The following is a 22,913-nucleotide window of genomic DNA, read 5'->3' on the forward strand; positions in this document are numbered from 1 at the left end:
GGCCCGCGCCGGAGGCCCCTGTCCGACTCCTTCCTCCCGCCCATGGTCCGCGCCTCCGGTTTCGACGCGCGGCCCTCGCCGCCAGCCTGATCCGCGCGCGAGCCGTCCTGCCCGGCGGCCCGTGCGCGGCGACTCCACGAACCGGCCGGTTTCCCCACCGGTCTTCTCGCCCGAACCGCTTCTCTACCTACGTTGACTCCCATGACGAAAGTACTGCGTTTCACCGATCTGATCGCCGAAGGCAAAGTCTCCGGCAAGCGTGTCTTCATCCGCGCGGATCTCAACGTGCCGCAAGACGACGCCGGCAACATCACCGAAGATACGCGCGTGCGTGCGTCGGTCCCGGCGATCCGCGCGGCGCTCGACGCCGGCGCGGCCGTGATGGTCACCTCGCACCTCGGCCGTCCGACGGAAGGCCAGTTCAAGCCGGAAGATTCGCTGGCGCCGGTCGCGCAGCGCCTGTCGGAACTGCTGGGCGCGGACGTGCCGCTGGTCGCCGACTGGGTCGACGGCGTGCAGGTGCAGCCCGGCCAGGTCGTGCTGCTGGAAAACTGCCGCTGCAACAAGGGCGAGAAAAAGAACGACGACGGCCTCGCGCAAAAGATGGCGAAGCTCTGCGACATCTACGTCAACGACGCCTTCGGCACCGCGCACCGCGCCGAAGCCACCACGCACGGCATCGCGAAGTACGCGGCCGTGGCGTGCGCGGGTCCGCTGCTGGCCGCCGAACTCGACGCGCTCGGCCGCGCGCTCGGCAACCCGAAGCGCCCGCTGGTGGCGATCGTTGCCGGCTCGAAGGTCTCGACCAAGCTCACGATTCTCAAGTCGCTGGCGGAGAAGGTGGATCAGCTGATCGTCGGCGGCGGCATCGCCAACACGTTCATGGTCGCGTCCGGCCTCAACATCGGCAAGTCGCTCGCGGAGAAGGATCTCGTCGGCGAGGCGAAGGACATCATCGAGCAGGCGCGCACGCGCGGCGCCTCGGTGCCGATTCCGAGCGACGTCGTCACCGCGAAGGAATTCGCGCCCACCGCGAAGGCCGAAACCAAGCCGGTCGCCGCCGTCACCGACGACGACATGATTCTCGACATCGGCCCGGACACGGCCAAGGCGCTCGCGGCCCAGCTGGAAACGGCGGGCACGATCGTCTGGAACGGCCCGGTCGGCGTGTTCGAGTTCGACCAGTTCGGCAACGGCACGAAGACGCTCGCGCAGGCCATCGCCAGTTCGTCGGCGTTCTCGATCGCGGGCGGCGGCGACACGCTCGCGGCCATCGCGAAGTACGACATCGCCGACAAGGTGAGCTACATCTCGACAGGCGGCGGCGCCTTCCTCGAATTCCTGGAAGGCAAGACGCTGCCGGCGGTCGAAGTGCTCGAATCGCGCGCCGGAGCCTGAGGCGTTGGCGGCCCGCAATAGTCCGGCGAAGGCAGCAAGGAAGGGCGCGCAGGAAGCCGGCGGCGCGCAGGCAGAGGTACAGGAAGCGGGCGGCGCCATCGACGCCGCCGCGGAGGCCGCCCAGGTCATCGCCGATGCGGCGCGGCCGGAGCAGGCCGAACCGGGCGCGGAGGGCGTCATTCCCGCGACGCCGCCGGTCATCATCGGCGGCATGCCCGCTCACGCATTGAAGGACATCGACAAAGCGACGCCGGCACGAACCGGCGCGCGTGCGCAACCGGTGAGCAACACCTCATCGCAAGCGCAACGTGCTCGCAGCCTCAACACAGGCGTTCCTACAGAGACGAGGAAAGACATGCATCGCGCCACCAAGATTGTTGCCACCATCGGTCCGGCTTCGACAAGTCCGGACATCCTCCTGCAAATGCTGCAGGCCGGCCTCGACGTCGTTCGTTTCAACTTCTCGCACGGCACCGCCGACGACCATCGTCAGCGCGCCGAGATCGTGCGCGAAGCGGCGCGCCAGGTTGGCCGCGAAGTCGCGATCATGGCGGACCTGCAGGGCCCGAAGATCCGCGTCGGCAAGTTCGAGAACGGCAAGACCATGCTCGTCGCGGGCGAGCCGTTCATCCTCGACGCCAATTGCCCGCTCGGCAGCAACGAGCGCGTGGGCCTCGACTACAAGGACCTGCCGCGCGACCTGCGCGCCGGCGACACGCTGCTGCTCAACGACGGCCTGATCGTGCTCGACGTGACGCGCGTGATCGGCGAGGAAGTGCACACGGTCGTGAAAGTGGGCGGCGAGCTGTCCAACAACAAGGGCATCAACCGCCAGGGCGGCGGCCTCACGGCGCCCGCGCTGACCGAGAAGGACATGGAGGACATCAAGACGGCGATGTCGCTCGGCGCGGACTTCGTCGCGGTGTCGTTCCCGAAGAACGCGACCGACATGGAAATGGCTCGCCAGCTCGCGAACATCGCGGGCGCGCCCTACGGCATCAAGCCGAAGATGATCGCGAAGATCGAGCGTGCCGAGGCCATTCCGGCGCTGCAGGGCATTCTCGACGCGTCCGACGGCATCATGGTCGCGCGCGGCGATCTGGCGGTGGAAGTCGGCAACGCGGCCGTGCCGGCGCTGCAGAAGCGCATGATCCGCATGGCGCGCGAGTCGAACAAGCTCGTGATCACCGCCACGCAGATGATGGAGTCGATGATCCACGCGCCGGTGCCGACACGCGCCGAAGTGTCCGACGTGGCGAACGCCGTGCTCGACGGCACCGACGCCGTGATGCTGTCCGCCGAAACCGCGGCGGGCAAGTATCCGGTGACGACCATCGAGACGATGGCGGCCGTGTGTATCGAGGCGGAAAAGTCGGAGGAGTCACAGCTGGACCGCGATTTCCTGGACCGCACGTTCACGCGCATCGACCAGTCCATTGCGATGGGCGCGCTGTTCACCGCGTTCCACCTGGGCGCGAAGGCGGTCGTGGCGCTGACCGAATCGGGCTCCACGGCGCTGTGGATGTCGCGTCACTGGACCCACGTGCCGATCTTCGCGCTGACGCCGCGCGTGTCCAGCGAACGCACGATGGCGCTGTACCGCAACGTGACCTCGCTGCATGTCGACACCAACATGGACCGCGACGCCGCGCTCAATCAGGCGCTGGAAGTGGTGGTGTCGAAGGGCTATGCGGCGCGCGGCGACATGGTCGTGCTGACGGTCGGCGAGCCGATGGGCGCGGCGGGCGGCACCAACACGCTGAAGATCGTGCGCGTGGGCGATCACATCTAGGCAGCATGCGCAGGAAATAAACGCGCAGAACAGACGGAGGCTCATGCCTCCGTCTGTCGTTCAAAAAACCGAAAACGCCCCAGAGCGGAATCGTGCGCACAGAATTCGTTTCACCTTTGGAGTCTCACCACAATGCCTCTCGTATCAATGCGTCAACTGCTGGATCACGCAGCCGAAAACGGCTACGGACTCCCGGCGTTCAACGTCAACAATCTGGAGCAGGTCCAGGCCATCATGGCCGCCGCCAGCGAAGTGAACGCGCCCGTCATCATGCAGGCGTCGGCCGGCGCGCGGAAGTATGCGGGCGAAGCCTTCCTGCGCCATCTGATCGAAGCGGCCGTCGAGTCGTATCCGCAGATTCCGGTCGTGATGCACCAGGATCACGGCCAGTCGCCGGCGGTGTGCATGGCCGCGATCCGCTCCGGCTTCACCAGCGTCATGATGGACGGCTCGCTCGAAGCCGACGGCAAGAGCGTCGCGTCCTACGAGTACAACGTCGCGGTGTCGAAGCAGGTCGTGGACTTCTCGCACGCGATCGGCGTCACCGTCGAAGCCGAGCTGGGCGTGCTGGGCTCGCTCGAGACCATGAAGGGCGACAAGGAAGACGGCCACGGCGCCGAAGGCACGATGACGCGCGAACAGCTGCTCACCGACGTCGAGCAGGCCGCCGACTTCGTCAGGCAGACCCAGTGCGATGCGCTGGCGATCGCCATCGGCACGTCGCACGGCGCGTACAAGTTCTCCAAGAAGCCGACGGGCGATATCCTCGCCATCGACCGCATCAAGGAAATCCATCAGCGCATCCCGAACACGCACCTGGTGATGCACGGATCGTCGTCGGTGCCGCAGGAACTGCTCGCGCAGATCCGCGAATTCGGCGGCGACATGAAGGAAACCTATGGCGTGCCGGTCGAGGAAATCCAGGAAGGCATCAAGCACGGCGTGCGCAAGGTGAACATCGACACCGACCTGCGTCTCGCGATCACCGGCGCGATCCGCCGCTTCCTGATCGAAAATCCGTCGAAGTTCGACCCGCGCGACTACCTGAAGCCGGCCCGCGAGGCGACCAGGGAAATCGTCCGCCAGCGCTACATGCAGTTCGGCTGCGAAGGCATGGCGGGCAGGATCAAGCCGGTGCCGCTCGAGAAGATCGCCGAGAAGTACAAGTCCGGCGAGCTCGCGCAGATCGTCAAATGACGGCGAATTGAGCGCCCGCTGAGCGTCGCGGTCTTTGTAAAGTAAAATCAACGGGTTCCGGCGACGGGACCCGTTCGCTTTGCCCCGCCGTCCCGGCTTCCGGCCCGCCAGGGTCCGGGGCGGCAGCCCACCTTTCCAGCACTCTTCGGTACACGACGATGTCCACGCTATACGAATCCACGATCAAATCGCTGCCGCTGCTCGGCCGCGGCAAGGTCCGCGACAACTACGCCGTCGGTCAGGACAAGCTCCTGATCGTCACGACCGACCGCCTTTCCGCATTCGACGTCGTGATGGGCGAGCCGATCCCGAACAAGGGCCGCGTGCTGAACACGATGGCCGATTTCTGGTTCGACAAGCTCGGCCACATCGTGCCGAACCACAACACGGGCATCGACCCCGCGACGGTCGTGACGGCGGACGAAGCCGCCCAGCTCGAAGGCCGCGCGGTCGTGGTGAAGCGCCTGGAGCCGATTCTCGTCGAGGCGGTGGTGCGCGGCTATCTCGCCGGCAGCGGCTGGAAGGACTATCAGGCGACGGGCGCGGTGTGCGGCGTCGAACTGCCGCCGGGCCTGCAGAACGCGCAGAAGCTGCCCGAGCCCATCTTTACGCCGGCAGCCAAGGCCGAAATGGGCCATCACGACGAAAACATCACCTACGACGAGATGGAACGGCGCATCGGCACGGAACTGTCGGCGACCATCCGGCGCATTTCCATCCAGCTGTACCAGGAAGCGGCGGAATACGCGGCGACGCGCGGCATCATCATTGCGGACACCAAGTTCGAGTTCGGCCTCGACAACAAGGGCGAACTGTTCCTGATGGACGAAGTGCTGACCGCCGATTCGTCGCGCTTCTGGCCCGCCGACGGCTATCAGGTCGGCACCAATCCGCCGTCCTTCGACAAGCAGTTCGTGCGCGACTGGCTCGAAACCCAGCCGTGGAAGAAGGAACCGCCCGCGCCGAAGCTGCCGGACGACGTGATCGCGAAGACCTCCGAGAAGTATCAGGAAGCGTTGCAGCGCCTGACCGGCCAGACGCTCTCCTGAGGTCGGCGGGAACAGGTCGAGTTTGACTGGCGCCGCTTGCCGGACTGTCTCAGGCGGCGGCGCATGCATTTCAAGGGAAACGGAATGAGCGAAGTACAGACCGGCGCGCATGTGCATGACGCGCCGCTCGTCGGTGTGTTGATGGGTTCCAGTTCCGACTGGGACGTGATGAAGCACGCCGTGGCAATCCTGCAGGAATTCGGCGTGCCCTACGAGGCGAAGGTGGTGTCCGCGCACCGCATGCCGGACGAGATGTTCGTCTACGCGGAGCAGGCGCGCGAGCGCGGCCTGCGCGCGATCATCGCGGGTGCGGGCGGCGCGGCGCATCTGCCGGGCATGCTGGCCGCCAAGACCACGCTGCCGGTGCTGGGCGTGCCGGTGGCGAGCAAGTATCTGAAGGGCGTGGACTCGCTGCACTCGATCGTGCAGATGCCCAAGGGCGTACCGGTCGCGACCTTCGCCATCGGCGAGGCGGGCGCGGCGAACGCGGCGCTGTTCGCGGTCTCGCTCCTGAGCGCCACCGAGGCGAAATTCGCCGATGCGCTCGCGGCGTTCCGCGTGAAGCAGAATCAGGCGGCGCGGGACATGGCGCTGCCGCCGCTGTAAGGACTGTGCGCGCGGCCTGCATGTCGAAAACGGGCCGCGCTCCCACTTATCATCCCGACGACGCTTTCCTGAACCGCTCGCCAGCCCCCCAGCCCCCACGATGAACCCACATAACTCCCCGATCTCCCCCATCCTGCCGGGCGCCTGGCTCGGCATGGTGGGCGGCGGCCAGCTCGGCCGCATGTTCTGCTTCGCCGCGCAGTCGATGGGCTATCGCGTCGCCGTCCTCGATCCGGACGCGACGAGTCCCGCCGGCGCCGTCGCGGACCGTCACATCCGCGCCGCCTACGACGACCCGAACGCGCTCACCGAGCTCGGCCGCCTGTGCGCGGCGGTCTCGACGGAATTCGAGAACGTGCCGTCCGCGAGCCTCGAATTTCTCGCGTCCCGCACCTTCGTCAGTCCGGCCGCGAGCTGCGTGGCGATCGCGCAGGATCGCGTGGCGGAAAAGCGCTTCATCGCGCAGGCGAGCGTGCCGGTGGCGCCGCACGTGGTGATCGAATCGACCGAAGCGCTCGCCGCGCTGTCCGACGAGCAACTCGTCGCCGTGCTGCCCGGCATCCTGAAGACGGCGCGTCTCGGCTACGACGGCAAGGGGCAGGTGAACGTGCGCAACGTGCAGGAAGTGCGCGAGGCGCATGCGTCGCTGGCGGGCGTGCCGTGCGTGCTGGAAAAGCGCATGCCGCTCAAGTACGAGGTGTCCGTGCTGATCGCGCGCGGCGGCGACGGCAAATCGGCCGTGTTCCCGCTCGCGCAGAACGTGCACGTCAACGGCATTCTCGCAAAGACGGTCGTGCCCGCGCCCGATGCGTCCGACGCGCTGGTCGCGCAGGCGCAGGACGCGGCGCTGACCATCGCGGCGAAGCTCGGTTATGTGGGCGTGCTGTGCGTGGAGTTCTTCGTGCTGGAAGACGGCTCGCTGATCGCCAATGAAATGGCGCCGCGTCCGCACAATTCCGGGCACTACACGGTCGATGCCTGCGCGACGAGCCAGTTCGAGCAGCAGGTCCGCGCGATGACCGGCATGCCGCTCGGCGACACGCGCCAGCATTCGCCGGCCGCGATGCTGAACCTGCTCGGCGACATCTGGTTCGACGGCGACAAGTCGCGTCCGCCGGCGTGGACCGAGGTCGCGGCGATGCCGGCGGCGCGGCTGCATCTGTACGGCAAGGAAGAGGCGCGGCGCGGGCGCAAGATGGGGCACATCAACTTCACGGCGGCGACGCTCGAGGAAGCGCGCACGGCGGCGCGCGACTGCGCGCGCATGCTGCACATTCCGCTCGACTGAGCCTCACCGAAGCAGCAGGCCATGACCCTCCATTTCCCGAGCGCCGCGCAGATCGACGAGGCGGCCGCCTTGCTCGATGCCGGCGAGCTCGTCGCGTTCCCGACCGAAACGGTCTATGGCCTCGGCGGCGACGCCGAGAATCCGGACGCCATCGCGCGCATCTATGCGGCGAAGGGCCGCCCGGCGAATCATCCGGTGATCGTGCACCTGGCGCCCGAGGCCGATCCCGGCTACTGGGTGCGCGAGCTTCCCGCCGATGCCCGCAAGCTTATCGATGCATTCTGGCCCGGCCCGTTGACGCTGATCCTCAAGCGCGCAGCACATATTCCGGCTGCGGTGAGCGGCGGACAGGATTCGGTGGGCGTGCGGTGTCCGTCGCATCCGGTGGCGCAGCAGCTGCTGTCGGCGTTTCACCGGCGGCGTCTCGGCACCGGGCGGCAGGGCGGCGTGGCGGGGCCGTCGGCGAACCGCTTCGGACACGTCAGCCCGACCACCGCGCAGCACGTGCGCGACGAGTTCGGCGGCGCGGTGCATGTGGTCGACGGCGGTGCGGCGGAGGTCGGGATCGAATCGACGATTCTGGATCTGTCGCGCGGTTTCGCGGCGTTGTTGCGCCCGGGGCACGTCAGTCCGCAACAGATCGCGGACGTGCTGGGCGTGGCGCCGCGCCTGCCCGACGGTTCGGACGCCACCGCGCCGCGCGCATCCGGCACGCTGAAGGCGCACTACGCGCCGCGCACGCCGCTCGCGCTGTTGCCGTTCGCGGCGCTCGCGCCCTTGCTCGCCGCGCAGGACCGGTCGAGCGGCAGGAAGATCGCACTGGTGGCGCGGGCGTCGAGCGCGGGCGAGTGGGCCCATGCGCCGAACGTGCACTTTGTCGCCGCGCCCGAGGATCCGCAAAGCTATGCGCGCGATCTGTACGGCCTGCTGCGCGCGCTCGACCGGGCGAACGTGGAACGTATCCTGATCGAGAAGCTGCCTGAATCGATGGAATGGATTGCGGTCAACGACCGGCTGGGCCGGGCGGCGGCGGCCTTCGAAGCGGACGCCTGACCACATCCGAAGCTTCCAAACAAAACCGCCCGGTCGAAATCGACCGGGCGGTTTGTCTTTGAGCGTGGCCTCGCGGCGGGCTTACTTCCCGAGTCCCGATGCCGCGATCGTCTGCTCGGCCTGTTGCGCGTAGAGCGCATGCAGGTGCGTGGTCGGATGCACGGTGTCGGCGTACATGTAGGTCTGGTCCGCGCCGGCCTCGGTCTGCACCTGCGGCGAGCAGAACAGCGAAGTCGCGAAGTCCTGCGGGTCAGGCTCGCCGTATTTCGCGGCGGCCGCGGCCATCGCCTGCAGGTTGCACGCGGTGCCCGTGTTCGACACCTTGAAGCCGAGTTGCTGGTAGTTCGCGGTGATCTGCGCGAGCTTCGGCGGCACGTCCAGATAGATGACCTTCGACTTGATCTGCAGCCCTTGCAGCGTCAGGTCGAGCGCGTTGTTGAAGCCCTGCGATGCCGCGGTGAGCGCGCCGCGCGTGACGGCATCGCTCAAGGCGCCCTGCGGCGTCGTGCCGATATCCGGCACGTTCGACACCAGCACGTGGGTCGCGCCGTGACTCAGGATCGACGCGACGATGCCGCCCAGCTGCTGCGCGGCCAGTCCGATCGCGGCGAAGGCGTCGGTCTGGCTGATCGCGCCGGCCTTGAGCGCCTGCAGGTTATAGAGGATGTCGTTGGCGCCGCCATTGACGATGACGAGCTGGTTCGCGTTGAAGCTGCCATGCGCGGCCAGGTAGTTCTGCACCTGTGCCGAGACCGGCACGGTCAGCGCGCCGGCGTAGCTGTTCGGGTCGGTGGCGTGGCCGATGCCCATCGCGTTCGTGACGCGCGAGCCGCCCTGCGCGTAGCCCAGGCCGGTCTGATTCACCGGCGCGACGCCGAAGCCGCCGGTCATGGCCGGGGTCAGCGTGCCGCCGTAGTATTGCGCGACGTTCTGGACCCAGACCTGGCCCGGATTTGTCGTGAAGCGTCCGCCGCCGAAATTGGCCGCCGCGACCGGCGCGTAGGTGCCGACGTCCGACAGGCTGTCGCCGAACGACACCACCTGCAGCTTGACGCCGCCCGCGGGCGTGGAGTTGTTGTCGTCACCGCCGCCGCCGCATGCGGCGAGTGCGGCAATCGCGGCGCAGGCCGTCGCGGCTTGGGTCAGGCGCGTCAGGGCGGCGCGCATCGAGCGTTGCTTCTTCATGGACCTCGTCTCCGTCTTCTGGTGTTTATAGTTCGATCGCGGCGTTCGGGCTTTCTTTCCGGCCCTTTCGCCTCGCCTCGCTACCGCGAGTTTAAGTGATGCAGCGTATCCGGCCCAGGCGGCCGAACGCCGTGCCCGACAGCGTACACGCCGCACGCATTGTTCCGGACTCGACTTCGTAGAAGAAATCTTCGGTAGCCCGTGCTTTGGCCGTGCCTGAGGACGTGCCTGAGGACGTGCCTGAGGACGTGCCTGAGGACGTGCCTGAGGACACGCCTGAGGACACGCCTGAGGACGTGCCTGACGACGTGCCTGAGGACGTACCCGCGCGCCGTATATGCGGCCGCTCTCAGTCCTCGACGCCCGCCTTGCGCGCGCCTTCGTAGACCCATTCGAGCAGCGCATCGTGCGCGGCGCGCGCGGCCTCGGCGCGCGGATCGTTGATGAAGCTCACGACCACATAGCTCTCGCCATTCTCCGCGCCGACATAGCCCGCGATGGCGCGCACGTCGCGTAGCGTGCCGGTCTTGATGTGGGCATTGCCGAGCGCGCCCGCGTTGGTGAGGCGGTTGCGCATCGTGCCGTCGACGCCTGCAATCGGCAGCGATTCGATGTACACCTGCGCCACCGGGCTTGCATTCGCGGCCAGCAGCAGGTCGGCGAGCGAGGCCGCGCTGATGTGCTCGTCGCGCGACAGACCCGAGCCGTTGTCGAGCACGAGACCGTTCATCGGCAGCGCGCTGCGGCGCAGGAACGCCTGAATGGCCTGGGAGGATTTAGCGGTAGTCGCGGGCGGCTTGAGTTGCGCCGCGCCGATCGTCAGGAACAGGTTGCGCGCCATCACGTTGTTGCTGAACTTGTTGATGTCACGCACCACATCTGACAGCACCGGACTCCGATGCGTGCCGACCAGCCGTGCATTCGACGGCGTCGGACCTTCGCGCGTCGTGCCCTGGAAGGTGCCGCCCGCCTGCTTCCACAACGCGAGGAAGCCGCCCGCGAAGAAGGTCGAGTGATCGAGCGCCGCGACGTTGACGGTGCGCGGGCCGCAGCGCAGCGGATAGTCGCCGACGAACGACGCCTGCACGAAGCCGCCCTGGACCTGCGCCACCGAAGGCGACGCCGCCTGCAACGAGCCGACGCAGGCGCCGCGCGTCACGCGCAGTTCGTTGTCGATCTGCAGTTGCGCGAGCTGCGGCAGCACGTCGATGGCCACCTGTCCGTCCGTGCCCGGCGTGAGCGTGAAGGACAGCGACTTGAACGCGTACAGCAGCGGATCCGGGCCGACGTTATAGGGCGCGGAATCCTCGTTGTCGAAGGCGGGCAGATCGCGCGTGGAGACGTCGAAGTAACGCTTGTCCAGCACCAGCGCGCCGTCGATGCCGTTAATGCCGCTCTTGCGGATCTGCTCGACGAGATCGATCAGTTCCTCGGGCACGAGCTTCGGATCGCCCGTGCCCTGGATATACAGATTGCCGTGCAGCACGCCTTGCGCATCGAGTTCGCCGTCGGCGTAGGCGGTGGTCTTCCAGCGGTAGTCGGGGCCCAGGATCGACAGGCCCGAAAAGGTCGTGACGAGCTTCATCGTGGAGGCGGGCAGCATCGGCTCGTTCGCGTTGATCGCCACGAGCGGCACCGGCGCGCCGACCCGCTGCACGACGACGCTCATCGACGACAGCGGCACATGCGCGCGCGCGAGCGCGGTCATGACCGAGGCGGGCAGCGGGCCGGCGGGCACGCTGATCTTCGCTGCGCGTCCGGCCTTTGCTGCCTGCTTCGAAGACGCGGCGCCCTTCGTGCCTTTGCCGCCCCTGGCCGCCCGTTCCGGCGCATGAGCCTGGGCTTCGGCTTTCGTGCCGCCGCGTGCATAGGCATCGGGCATCGCGCCGAGGGCCACGGCGCCGGCCATGACAGCGAGAGTGAACGGGGCAAGACGGCGGTACACGGAGCGGAAAGCGAGCGGCATGGACGAACGATCGATTCGAAGCGGGTTGGCGGGCAGCGGCTATTGTAGACAAGCTGGCTTGCGAAAATCGTACGAATGGGCTTGAGTTGCGGCGGGTTGCGGCATGCGCGCGACATGGGGCAGCGCCGGGCCGCAGCGCATGCATGACACGCTGTTAAGACCCGCTTAAGCCTGCGCCGGAGCCGCGCGGCTACAATGAACCGCGGCCGAGAGGACCGCTCCACGTAACCACCGATAGACATGTGCCATGCGAATCCTGCTTGTCGAAGATGACCGGATGATCGCCGAAGGCGTGCGCAAGGCGCTGCGCGCGGACGGCTTCGCAGTCGACTGGGTGCAGGACGGCGAGGCCGCGCTCACGGCAGTCGCGGGCGAGCCCTACGACCTGATGCTGCTCGACCTCGGCCTGCCCAGGCGCGACGGCCTCGACGTGCTGAAGACATTGCGCGCGCGCGGCAACGGCTTGCCGGTGCTGGTCGTGACGGCGCGCGACGCCATCGCGGACCGCGTCAAGGGGCTCGACGCCGGTGCGGACGACTACCTCGTCAAGCCGTTCGATCTCGACGAACTCGGCGCCCGCATGCGCGCGCTGATCCGGCGTCACGCGGGCCGCGGCGAGTCGCTCGTGCGGCACGGCGAGCTGGCGCTCGATCCCGTCGGGCACCAGGTGACGCTCGCGGGCAATCCGGTGGCGCTGTCGGCGCGCGAGTTCGCGCTGCTCGAAGCCTTGATGGCGCGTCCCGGCGCGGTGCTCTCCAAGAGCCAGCTCGAGGAAAAGATCTACGGCTGGGGCGAGGAGATCGGCAGCAATACGGTCGAGGTGTACATTCACTCGCTGCGCAAGAAGCTCGGCGCCGATCTGATCCGCAACGTGCGCGGCCTGGGCTACATGGTCGCGAAGGACGCCTGATGCGGTCGATCCGCCGCACGCTGCTCATCTGGCTGCTCGCGCTGGTGATTTTCGGCGTCGGTTTCGCGGGCTGGCTGATCTACCGGCAGGCGCTCGCCGAAGCCAACGAACTCTTCGATTACCAGCTGCAGCAGATCGCGGCGGCGTTGCCGTCGGAGCCGTTTTCGTCGGTGCTCAGTTCACGCAGCGAAAGCGACGAAGGCGTCGTGATCCAGATCTGGAATCGCAATGGCGTGCTGATGTACTACTCGCATCCGCGCGTCCCGCTCGCGCCGCATGCGGAACTCGGCTTCTCCACCGAAACCACGCCGCGCGGCGAATGGCGCGTGTATAGCGCGATCGTCGGTGACAACGTGGTGCAGCTCGCGCAGCCGCTGTCGATCCGCAACCGCGTCGCGGCCGGCGTCGCCTGGCGCACGCTGTGGCCGCTGGTGCTGCTGTTGCCGCTGCTGGGCGTCGCGATCTGGGTCATCGTCGGACGCGGGCTCGCGCCGCTGCGACGCGTGACGCATGCGCTCGACACGCGTCATCCCGAGGCGCTCGATCCGCTCTCCGACCGGCGTCTGCCGCAGGAAGTGCGGCCGGTCGTGCGTGCGCTCAATGCGCTGCTGTCGCGGCTGTCGGCGGCGCTGGACACCCAGAAAGCCTTCGTCGCCGACGCCGCGCACGAGTTGCGCACGCCGCTTGCCGCGGTGCAGATCCAGGCGCAGCTGGTCGGGCGTGCCCAGGACGATGACGCGCGGCGCGAGGCGCTCGCGGACCTCAACGAAGGCATCGCGCGCGCGACGCGGCTTGCCGAGCAGCTGCTCGCGCTGGCGCGGTCGGAGCCGGATGGCCAGGGTGCGGGCGTGACGGTCGACCTGTGCGCGCTGCTGGAAGGCTGCGTGCGCGGTTATGTGCTGGTGGCGCAGGAGCGCGGCGTCGATCTGGGCATCGAGGCGAGCGAGCCGGCGAGCGTCGAGGGCAACCCGGACGCGCTGCGCGTGATGTTCAACAATCTCATCGACAACGCGACCAAATACACGCCGCGCGGCGGCCGCGTGGATGTCTGCCTGAAGGTGCGGGACGGGCGGCCGCTGGTCGAGATTTCGGATACGGGACCGGGCATCCCTCAAGAAGAACGAGAAAGGGTGTTCGACCGCTTTTATCGCGTCGGCGAAGGCGCGGACCGGGCGCGTACCGATGTGGCCGGCAGCGGGCTGGGCCTGGCGATCGTGCGCAGGATCGCCGCTCAGCATGGCACGCGTGTGGAACTCGGGGAATCGCAGGCCGGCGGGTTGAAGGTATCGATCCGGTTCTGAGCATTGGATTGACCGGGTCTGCCGGACAGCGGTTCTTGCTGCTGACCAGCAGTTGGCGTGTTTTATCTTCTGACCGTCAGCGCTTGAATGGTTTCTTTTGGCAGCATTCATGAATGCTGCCTCCATCAGAGAAAGACGAATTTCATATCTCACCGGCGATTTTGAGACTTTACTCATACGCCGCCGGCATCCCGATTCTTAGAATTAAAAAAGCGGCAATCGACGGATTCCTAAAGATCCATCCGAGATCCACCGGAATTCCTGACACCACTCCCGTCTGTTCCAGAGAAGGTCGTCCGACGAGTGATCGGCGTGGGCGAGCGCGCGCTCGTCTGACTGCCCGGCTTCATTTCGAATCTTCCCTCTGTTTCGACATTGAGCGTGTCGCCGATTCATGCCGTCGAGGCGCCCCGGAGAGGCCGGGGTGTTCATAACAAAAAGATTCCTGGGAAAAGAAATGAATTCGAAGTTTGGAGCGTTGTGGGACGGCACCTTCCGGCGTGCCGTGCAGGCATGTGTCGAGGCGCGTGGCGAGGGCAGGCCAGGGCGCATCAGGCGGGTCACGTGTGGAGCGGGAGCGGTCACGTTCTTGCTGTCGGGAAGCGCATGGGCGGATATGTGTGCAAATAGTGGATCGGCCAACTTCAATTACACGTCAGGGAACGTCCTGTCGAACTGCGGATTATGGGGGAGCGGGGACATCATCGGCGACCTGCCTGCCGTCGGCATCTGGAACGCGATGGGCAGCGGCACCACGCAAATCGTTGCTTCGACGACGCAGAAAAAGCTGGCGTTCTCGCCAGGTACGTATATCGCCACGATGACTGACAGCGTGAACGGCGGCGTTTTGCTGTCGGGCATTGCGGCGGGCTTGAGCGGACGGGACGCCATCAACGTCGGTCAATTCAGTCCGATGGTGGCCGCGCTCGGAGGCGGCGCTTCACTCAATGCAACGACGGGTGCTGTCACCGGGCCTTCCTATACGCTCGCCAGCACTAACCTGATTGCCGGCACGAGCGGCGCGGCGGGCGACATCGGCACGGGATTCTCCAAGGTCGATGCGGCGCTGGGCGCGCTCAACACGTCCGTGGCGAACAACACGACTTCCGTCGCCAATATCACCAATCAGCTCAACAACGGGGGCGTGGGACTGGTGCAGCTGGACGGGGTATTGGGCACCGTGTCGGTGGCCAAGAACTCTGTCGGCGCGACGGTCGACATTTCCGGCATCACGGGCACCCGGACGCTGGCGGGCTTGACCAACGGCCTGGTGAACGGCGCGAGCACGCAGGCCGTGAACGGCTCGCAGTTGTTCGCGCTGTCAGGGTCGGCTGCGGCGGCGCTGGGCGGCGGCGCGGCGGTGGGCATCGACGGGACGATCGCGCTGCCTACGTTTACGGTTGGCGGTCTGCCGGTCAACAATGTCGGTGACGCGCTGTCGAACATCGACGCACGCACGACCCAGAACCTGGTGGACATTGGCGACATCAGTGCGCAGATCAACATCGGTGCAATTGGGCTGGTGCGGCAGGATCCGCTGACGCGCAAGATCACCGTTGCAGGCGCCTCCGATGGTGCGACGGTTGATTTCACTGGTCTCGCGGGCGCGCGTACGCTGATGGGATTGGCCGATGGCGCGGTGAACGGCGGAAGCACGGAAGCAGTGAACGGGTCGCAGCTTTTTGCGGTTTCGAGTTCGGCGGCGGCGGCGTTGGGTGGTGGCTCGTCCGTGGATGCGAACGGGCTGGTGACGATGCCGGCTTATTCGCTTGGCGGTCAGTCCGTGCAAGGGGTTGAGGCGGCGTTCGCCAACATTGACGGGCGCACGACGCAGAACACCACGGACATCAGCACGATCAACACGCAGATCAGCGACGGCACGATCGGACTGGTGCAGCAGGACGTTGCTTCGCGCGTCATTACCGTGGCGAAAGACACTGACGGCGCGGTGGTCGATTTCACTGGATCGGCGGGTGCGCGCACGCTGACGGGGGTGGCGAACGGTGTGGTGAACGGTGGAAGCAATGAAGCCGTCAACGGCTCGCAACTCTTTGCGGCTTCGGCTTCAGCCGCAGCCGCGTTGGGCGGCGGGTCATCCGTAGACATAAACGGCCTGGTCACGATGCCGACCTACACCCTTAACGGTCAACCTGTGCAAGGGGTAGAGGCAGCATTCACCAACCTCGACGGCCGCACGATACAAAACACCGGCGACATCACGAACAACACGGCCGCGATCAACAACATCACGAATCAGATCAACAACGGCACGGTGGGCCTGGTTCAACAAGACCCGGCAACGCGCACGATCACGGTTGGCAAGGACGCGGACGGCTCGGTGGTCGATTTCAGTGGATCGGGAGGTGCGCGCACACTGATGGGCGTGGCGAACGGCTCGGTGAATGGCGGAAGCACGGAAGCCGTGAACGGGTCGCAACTCTTCGCAACTGCCAATTCGGCCGCAGCCGCGCTGGGCGGCGGCGCATCTGTAGACGCCAACGGCCTGGTCACGATGCCGACCTACACCCTCAACGGTCAATCCGTGCAAGGCGTGGAGGCGGCATTCACGAACCTCGACGGACGCACGACGCAAAACACCACGGACATCAGCACGATCAACACGCAGATCAGCAACGGAACGATCGGACTGGTGCAGCAGGACGCCGTCTCGCGCGTCATCACGGTGGCGAAAAGCACCGATGGCACCGTGGTCGATTTCACGGGTATGGGCGGGGCGCGCGCGCTGACGGGCGTGGCGAACGGTGCAGTGGACAGCGCGAGCAAGCAAGCCGTGAACGGTTCGCAACTCCACGGTCTCGCGAATTCCACGGCCGCAGCGCTGGGCGGAGGCTCCTCCGTGGACGCCAACGGCGCGGTCAGTCAGCCAACCTACACCCTCAGTGGCCAATCCGTGCAAGGCGTAGAAGCCGCATTCACCAACCTCGACGGCCGCACGTCGCAAAACACGTCGAACATTTCAAACTTGCAGGTGAACGTCGCGAACAACACCGCCGCCATCGAGAAAAACACGACCGATATCGCCGACATCACCACTCAGATCAACAGCGGCACCGTCGGTCTTGTCCAGCAGGATCCGGTTTCGCGCAAGATCACGGTGGCGCGAAACGCCAACGGCACGGTCGTCGACGTGACCGGTAGCGAAGGCACGCGCACGGTCACGGGCGTATCGGCAGGCACGCTTTCCGCCGACAGCACCGAGGCCGTGAACGGCTCCCAGTTGTGGACGACGAACCAGCAAATCGCCGACATCACGTCGCGAGTGCAAAACTTCGCGGGCGGCGGCAGCGGCACGGTGATCGCCGCGCAGACCAACGACACACCCGCTGTCGCCAGCGGCACGGATTCCACCGCAATCGGCAACGGCGCCAATGCTTCCGGCAACAATGCGGTCGCACTGGGCAGCGGTTCAGTTGCCGAACAGGACAACACCGTGTCGATCGGCGCACAGGGCAAGGAACGCCGTGTGACCAACGTGGCGCCGGGCGTGAACGGAACCGATGCCGTCAACATGAACCAGTTGGGCGCAGTGCAGAACAGCGTCAACACCGTGGCGCGTCAGGCTTTCGCCGGCGTCGCCGCCGCGATGGCCATGCCGAACCTGACGCCGAGCGCGCCAGGCAAGACCGTCGTTGCAGTGGGCGTGGGCAACTACAAGGGCTACACGGCAGTCGGGCTCGGCGGCACGTATCGTTCGGAAAACAATCGCTGGCTCGTGAACGGCGCCGCGTCGATCACACCGCACGGCGACACCGGCGTACGGGGGCAAGTGGGCTACGAGTTCTGAGCATCGTTGCATGAAACAGTCGGCTGTAATCAAACAGTAAAGCAGTTCGAAGCAAACGGTCGGCGGTGCGAAGGACGGCAGCCTTGACGGGCTGCCGTCCGAACCTTTTCTGATGCAATTCCAAGCCGGACACAACCACGCCCAGCCCCTCATGAACTTTAAGAAAGCTTTAAGCGACACCCCGTAATCTTGCTTCATCGAAATAGCGCGCTCCAGAAGAGCGCATCCCTCGTCAGGAGCACACGATGAACGCAAAGATCCTCACCCGTAGCGCCGTTGCAGCGGCGGTTGCCGTCGCCTTGTCAGCGGGCTATGTGGCCGGCCATAACAACGTGCCTGCTCCGCAGGTGATTTCGCCGGCTTCCGCGGCCATGATGCCCGCCGAAGCCGCCGCCAAGACCGGCATTCCCGACTTCTCGGGTCTCGTGGAGACTTACGGCCCGGCCGTCGTGAACATCAGCGCCAAGCATGTCGTGAAGCAGACGTCCAATCGTCGCAACATGAACCAGGTGCCGATGGATCCCGACGATCCTTTCTATCAGTTCTTCAAGCGCTTCGGCGGCGTGCCCGGCATGGGCGGGGGCGACGGCGGCCAGGGCGCCGATCGTCCGAGCGAAGGACTGGGATCCGGCTTCATCGTGTCGAGCGACGGCTACATCCTGACGAACGCGCACGTCGTCGACAACGCCAACATTGTCACCGTCAAGCTCACGGACAAGCGCGAGTATCGCGCGAAAGTCATCGGCGCGGACAAGCAGTCCGATGTCGCCGTGCTGAAGATCGACGCGAAGAATCTTCCCACCGTCAAGATCGGCGATCCAAACGGCAGCAAGGTCGGCCAGTGGGTCGTGGCAATCGGCTCGCCGTACGGGTTCGACAACACCGTGACCTCGGGCATCATCAGCGCGAAGTCGCGCGCGTTGCCCAACGAGAACTACACGCCGTTCATCCAGACCGACGTGCCGGTGAACCCGGGCAACTCGGGCGGACCGCTCTTCAATTTGCAGGGCGAAGTCATCGGCATCAACTCGATGATCTACTCGCAGACCGGCGGCTTCCAGGGCCTTTCGTTCGCGATCCCGATCAACGAAGCCATCAAGGTGAAGGACGCGCTCATCAAGACGGGTCACGTCGATCGCGGCCGGCTCGGCGTGACGGTGCAGGGCATGAACCAGACCCTGGCCAATTCGTTCGGCATGAAGTCGCCGCAAGGCGCCTTGGTGAGCTCGGTGGAACCGGGCGGCCCGGCCGCGAAGGGCGGCCTGCAACCGGGCGACGTGATCACCGCGCTGAACGGCGTGGCCGTCTCGGATTCGACGTCGCTGCCGTCGCAGGTCGCGGGCCTTGCGCCGGGCACGTCCGCGAAGGTCACGGTGTGGCGCGACAAGGGATCGAAGGACCTGAGCGTCACGATCGGCGCGCTGAAGGACGCCAAGACCGCCAGCGCGGACACCAAGGGCGACGACGACGCCGGTGCGCAGGATGCCCGCCTGGGCGTCGCGGTGCGGCCGCTCACGCCGGACGAAAAGCAGAGCGATTCGCTCTCGCGCGGGCTGCTCGTGCAGCAATCGAACGGCGCGGCGGCCAATGCGGGCATTCAGGCCGGCGACGTGATCCTGGCCGTCAACGGCCAGCCGGTGACGTCGGTGCAGCAGTTGAAGACCATGGTGTCGCACGCCGGCGACAGCATCGCGCTCCTGATCCAGCGCGACAACGCGCAGATCTTCGTGCCGGTCGACCTCGGCTGAGCCCGCGCTCCAGCATCGTGTCCGCGCCGCGGGCACGATGCATGCTCACCCGTTCCCCGGTGCCCTATCGCGTGAAACCGGTTGAAACCGGCGCATCGGGCGTGACGTCGCCATGACACCAGTGCAGTCTTCGGGCGTCGCGACATCGACAAAAAGGAGCAAGACATGACGAGCAAACTCACGGGCAAACTCACCGCTGCGCTGCTCACGGCGGCCTTGGGCGCAGGCATGACAGGCGGCGCGTGGGCGCAAACCCCGGGCGCAACCACGGGCGGCACCACGGCCGATCAGTCGAGCGCCGGCAATACCAACGGCGGCGGCCTGCCGCAAGTCCAGCAGCAGGGCGACGTGTCCTACACGTCAGGCGGCGTCGGGCTCGACGAATCGCACGCGTTGATCCGCGAGCAGGCGCACTGGCCGCTGTCGCTGCGCTTCACCGGACCGACCGCCGATTACCTTTCGGGCGTGCGGGTGCGCATCGTCGGCGGGAAGGGCGGCGAGGTGCTGAACACCGAATCGATGGGCCCTTACATGCTCGTGAAACTGCCGCCGGGCAGCTATACGGTGTACGCGAAGTACAAGGATCAGGAAAAGAAGCAGTCCGTCAGCGTGGCGGGTCCGGGCAAGGCCAAGGCGGCCTTCCACTGGAGCATTCAGTAAGCGATCAGGACAGCTGCCCGGGATAGCTGCAGGAGGGAGACAGGCCGTCGAAAAAGCGCGCCACCCGGCCGGGGCAGTTTGTCCCATAATGAAGTCACGAGCGTCGGTCAGCAGGCGGGCGCTCGTGGCTTTTTCGTTTTCGGACGCCACGCAGGAGGCGCATCACGATGGGCACGGAACTGAACGACGCACATGACGCGGCGCATCGCATCGAGATCACGCCGAACAGCCGGCGCTGTCGCGTGATCCATCAGGGCGTCACGTACGCCGATACGCACGCTTCTTTCACGCTCCATGAAGGCGGCACTGACAAAGTGCATTATTTCCCGCGCGCCGACGTGAACATGGCGCGGCTGGAGCGCTCGATTCACGTGACGCATTGCCCGTTCAAGGGCGAGGCCACGCACTATCATCTGCTGACAGAAGACGGTCCGGTCGAAAACGCCGCCTGGAGTTACGAGGCGCCGCTCGACGCCGCAGCGAAGATCAAGGGCTATCTTGCGTTCTATCACGGACGTGTCGATCGCATCGACGAAACGTCCTAGGCGGGCATCCGTACAGACAGCTTTCCATCCACTCGGCGATAACGGACGCATGCGTTTCCCGGCCCGGAGGCTTGCATGGAAGTCACCGATGCGTTTCGCGTTCCGCTCGACCCGGATCACGTCCGGGAGGCGCTGGGCGATCTCGCGCTGGTCCGCGCCAGTCTCGACCATTGCGAATCCTTCACGCGCACTCCGGGCGGCGAGTACGCGCTGACGCTGATCGTGCCGCTTGGCGCGTTGCGTGCGCGTTACGCGATTCGCGCGCACCTGGCCGGGCGCACGCGTGAAGCGGCTCACGAGGAAGGCGCGCCCACCGGCGGCAACGAAGACGCGGGCGCCGGCTACGCGCGCACGCTGAGCTTCAAGGCGCGCGGAGAGGGCGTGGGCTCGCTGCGCGGACAGATCGCGGTGACGCTGAATCCGGAGGACGAGGGCCGTTCGACCTGGATCGAATACACGGTCTGGGCGACGATTTCGGGTCCGCTCGCGGGCCTGCCGCCGCGGCAGATCGAGAATGCGCTGCGCGAAGGCGCCGACGATTTCTTCGCTGAATTCTGCGAAGTGGTGCGGGCGAAGCACGGCTTTGCGTCGCTGCGCGCGGCGGACGGCGATACGCCGCGACGCCACGTGTTCCTGCGCCCGGGCGCGATGTCGACGGTATTGTCGCGACGCCCCGGCGCGACACGCAGCCTCGCCGCGGACCCGCACGCGAGCGGCGTGCTGCGGCATCGTCTGCATGGTCAGGCGTTCGGGCATCGCGAGCGCGACCATTCGCATGATCCGCATCCGCTCGGCCTGCCTGCCTGGGCCTGGGCGGCGATGCTCGTGTGCGTCGCGCTGTTCGCGTTCGTGGCGCAGTACGTCGGGCTGCAGTAAGGCAGGCCGCATGAGCGCCGATCGGACGCATCGGCGACAATGCGCCGGTCCAACCCGCGCTTATCCGCCGAGGAGCCGAACATGCCGCGCCGCGCCCTGATCGTCATCGACGTGCAGAACGAGTACGTCACCGGCAATCTGCCGATCGAATATCCCGATGTGAACGTGTCGCTCGCCAACATCGGCCGGGCGATGGATGCCGCCGAAAAGCACGGCGTGCCGGTTGTCGTCGTGCAGAACTTTGCGCCTGCCAGCGCGCCCATCTTCGCGCGCGGTTCCGCGCTGGCCGACCTGCACGAGACGGTGGCGTCGCGGCCGCGCGCGCATTACGTCGAGAAGTCGCTGCCGAGCGCATTCGCCGGCACCGATCTCGCCGACTGGCTGAGCGCCCGTGAGATCGACACGCTCGTGATCGCGGGCTACATGACCCACAATTGCGACGATTCCACCGTCAAGCACGCGGTGCATGCAGGCCTTGCCGTGGAGTTTCTCGCTGACGCCACCGGCGCCGTGCCCTACGAAAACCGCGCGGGAAGGGCGAGCGCGGAGGAGATCCATCGGGTCTTCACGGTGGTGATGCAGTCGCGTTTCGCCGCCGTGCTCGATACCGCCGAGTGGCTCGCCGCGCTGGAAAGCGGCGAGCCGCCCGCGCGCGACAACATCTACGCGTCGAACCAGCGGGCGCGCGCCGCGAGGTAACGCGACCTCAGGCGCTGGCCGGCAGCAGCAGGGCCGCGCTGGAGCGCAAAGCGTCGAAGCTGGCGTCGATGAGCGCTTCGGCATCGCGCTCCGGATCGACGAGGTCGGGCAACATCAGCGAGTCGTGCAGGATGCCCGTGAAGAGGCAGTGCAGCATGGTCGTGGCGCGGCGGGTGTCGAGCCGGGCGGGCAACTGCTGCTTGTCGACGGCATTGCGCAGCGCCCGCTCGATGCGCTCCATGCCGTCGCGCATGTTGTTCTGATGACGCTCGCGCACCGGCCCCATCTCCTCGACGAATTCACACTTCATGAACAGGATGTCGAAGACGCGGCGGCGCTGCGCGTCCGTCGTGATGTTGTGCATGCACCAGACGAACAAAGCCCGCAGACGCTCGAGCGGATCTTCTTCCTTGCCGTCCAGCGTGGCTTCGATGAGTTCGTCGAGCGGCAGCAGGCTGCGGTCGAACATCGCGTTGAAGAGGTCGCCCTTGTTGGCGAAGTGCCAGTAGATTGCGCCGCGCGTGACGCCCGCCGCCTGCGCGATGTCCGCCAGCGTCGTACGCGACACGCCTTTTTCGTAGAAGACCCGCTCGGCCGCGTCCAGAACGCGATTGCGCGTGGCCTGCGCTTCTTCCTTGGTTCGTCTGACCATATCGTCCGGTCCGTGGACCGTGTGCTCCTGATGCTGCCATGAAAGCCGCGCACGAAACGCGGCGATGTCGAAGGTTTGTCGTACGTAATCGATTCCCCGAGCGGATTTCTCTCGCGGCTTATCAGGAGAAACACGTACAGTTTTTTACATTCATTCGTGAATGTATATACAATACCACCCGTC

Annotated in this window: 18 protein-coding genes; 15 read left to right on the forward strand and 3 right to left on the reverse strand. The window is 66.3% G+C overall.

All coding sequences use genetic code 11. The features are described from left to right. Nucleotides 1-201 precede the first annotated feature (201 nt). The 7 genes from QCE62_RS02675 to QCE62_RS02705 all read left to right on the forward strand — a co-directional run bounded on the left by QCE62_RS02675 (nt 202) and on the right by QCE62_RS02705 (nt 8,383). Nucleotides 202-1,398 carry a phosphoglycerate kinase gene (locus QCE62_RS02675; protein WP_309913992.1) on the forward strand — a complete coding sequence of 399 codons (1,197 nt, stop codon included), beginning with the start codon at nt 202-204 and terminating at the stop codon, nt 1,396-1,398. A gap of 355 nt (nt 1,399-1,753) precedes the next feature. Beyond that, the gene (pyk, locus tag QCE62_RS02680; RefSeq protein ID WP_309919567.1) at nt 1,754-3,190 is read left to right on the forward strand and encodes a pyruvate kinase; all 1,437 of its coding nucleotides are present in this window, start codon (nt 1,754-1,756) and stop codon (nt 3,188-3,190) included. Nucleotides 3,191-3,322: 132 nt separating this feature from the next. Next, nucleotides 3,323-4,387 (forward strand): class II fructose-bisphosphate aldolase, encoded by a 1,065-nt coding sequence (gene fba / locus QCE62_RS02685; RefSeq protein ID WP_309913995.1) that lies wholly within the window; start codon nt 3,323-3,325, stop codon nt 4,385-4,387. A gap of 158 nt (nt 4,388-4,545) precedes the next feature. After that, nucleotides 4,546-5,436 carry a phosphoribosylaminoimidazolesuccinocarboxamide synthase gene (locus tag QCE62_RS02690; RefSeq protein WP_309913999.1) on the forward strand — a complete coding sequence of 297 codons (891 nt, stop codon included), beginning with the start codon at nt 4,546-4,548 and terminating at the stop codon, nt 5,434-5,436. Between the two features lie 84 nt (nt 5,437-5,520). After that, entirely contained in the window at nt 5,521-6,042 is a 522-nt protein-coding gene (gene purE, locus QCE62_RS02695; protein ID WP_309914002.1) for a 5-(carboxyamino)imidazole ribonucleotide mutase, read from the forward strand. Between the two features lie 100 nt (nt 6,043-6,142). Continuing rightward, the gene (locus QCE62_RS02700) at nt 6,143-7,330 is read left to right on the forward strand and encodes a 5-(carboxyamino)imidazole ribonucleotide synthase (protein WP_309914004.1); all 1,188 of its coding nucleotides are present in this window, start codon (nt 6,143-6,145) and stop codon (nt 7,328-7,330) included. A 21-nt stretch (nt 7,331-7,351) separates the two neighbouring features. Further along, nucleotides 7,352-8,383, forward strand: a complete 1,032-nt coding sequence (locus QCE62_RS02705; protein WP_309914006.1) for an L-threonylcarbamoyladenylate synthase — start codon at nt 7,352-7,354, stop codon at nt 8,381-8,383. A gap of 81 nt (nt 8,384-8,464) precedes the next feature. Here the strand turns inward: QCE62_RS02705 and QCE62_RS02710 are convergent, their stop codons facing one another. Continuing rightward, complete coding sequence (locus tag QCE62_RS02710; protein ID WP_309914010.1) at nt 8,465-9,568, reverse strand: SGNH/GDSL hydrolase family protein; 1,104 nt, start codon at nt 9,566-9,568, stop codon at nt 8,465-8,467. A 349-nt stretch (nt 9,569-9,917) separates the two neighbouring features. After that, nucleotides 9,918-11,534: a D-alanyl-D-alanine carboxypeptidase/D-alanyl-D-alanine-endopeptidase gene (gene dacB, locus QCE62_RS02715; RefSeq protein ID WP_309914012.1), complete on the reverse strand. Its 1,617-nt coding sequence runs from the start codon at nt 11,532-11,534 to the stop codon at nt 9,918-9,920. 247 nt (nt 11,535-11,781) lie between these two features. Here dacB and QCE62_RS02720 point away from each other — a divergent pair, with 247 nt between their 5' ends. The 8 genes from QCE62_RS02720 to QCE62_RS02755 all read left to right on the forward strand — a co-directional run bounded on the left by QCE62_RS02720 (nt 11,782) and on the right by QCE62_RS02755 (nt 22,078). Next, on the forward strand, nt 11,782-12,444 hold the full coding sequence (locus tag QCE62_RS02720) for a response regulator (RefSeq protein ID WP_309807361.1): 663 nt from the start codon (nt 11,782-11,784) through the stop codon (nt 12,442-12,444). After that, nucleotides 12,444-13,745 (forward strand): ATP-binding protein, encoded by a 1,302-nt coding sequence (locus QCE62_RS02725; RefSeq protein ID WP_309807362.1) that lies wholly within the window; start codon nt 12,444-12,446, stop codon nt 13,743-13,745. Before QCE62_RS02720 ends, QCE62_RS02725 begins: the two co-directional genes overlap by 1 nt. A gap of 616 nt (nt 13,746-14,361) precedes the next feature. Continuing rightward, on the forward strand, nt 14,362-17,550 hold the full coding sequence (locus tag QCE62_RS02730; RefSeq protein ID WP_309914015.1) for a YadA-like family protein: 3,189 nt from the start codon (nt 14,362-14,364) through the stop codon (nt 17,548-17,550). A gap of 245 nt (nt 17,551-17,795) precedes the next feature. After that, nucleotides 17,796-19,298, forward strand: coding sequence for a DegQ family serine endoprotease (locus QCE62_RS02735; protein WP_309914016.1), 1,503 nt, complete (start codon nt 17,796-17,798; stop codon nt 19,296-19,298). Between the two features lie 165 nt (nt 19,299-19,463). Beyond that, entirely contained in the window at nt 19,464-19,958 is a 495-nt protein-coding gene (locus QCE62_RS02740) for a carboxypeptidase regulatory-like domain-containing protein (protein WP_309914019.1), read from the forward strand. Between the two features lie 167 nt (nt 19,959-20,125). Further along, the gene (locus QCE62_RS02745) at nt 20,126-20,503 is read left to right on the forward strand and encodes a DUF427 domain-containing protein (RefSeq protein ID WP_309914022.1); all 378 of its coding nucleotides are present in this window, start codon (nt 20,126-20,128) and stop codon (nt 20,501-20,503) included. Between the two features lie 75 nt (nt 20,504-20,578). Continuing rightward, nucleotides 20,579-21,379: an SRPBCC domain-containing protein gene (locus QCE62_RS02750; RefSeq protein ID WP_309914025.1), complete on the forward strand. Its 801-nt coding sequence runs from the start codon at nt 20,579-20,581 to the stop codon at nt 21,377-21,379. A gap of 81 nt (nt 21,380-21,460) precedes the next feature. Next, entirely contained in the window at nt 21,461-22,078 is a 618-nt protein-coding gene (locus QCE62_RS02755) for a cysteine hydrolase family protein (protein ID WP_309914028.1), read from the forward strand. A gap of 7 nt (nt 22,079-22,085) precedes the next feature. Here the strand turns inward: QCE62_RS02755 and QCE62_RS02760 are convergent, their stop codons facing one another. Next, nucleotides 22,086-22,730, reverse strand: coding sequence for a TetR family transcriptional regulator (locus QCE62_RS02760; protein WP_309914030.1), 645 nt, complete (start codon nt 22,728-22,730; stop codon nt 22,086-22,088). Nucleotides 22,731-22,913 lie beyond the last annotated feature (183 nt).

Source organism: Caballeronia sp. LZ033, assembly GCF_031451265.1.
GTDB lineage: Bacteria > Pseudomonadota > Gammaproteobacteria > Burkholderiales > Burkholderiaceae > Caballeronia.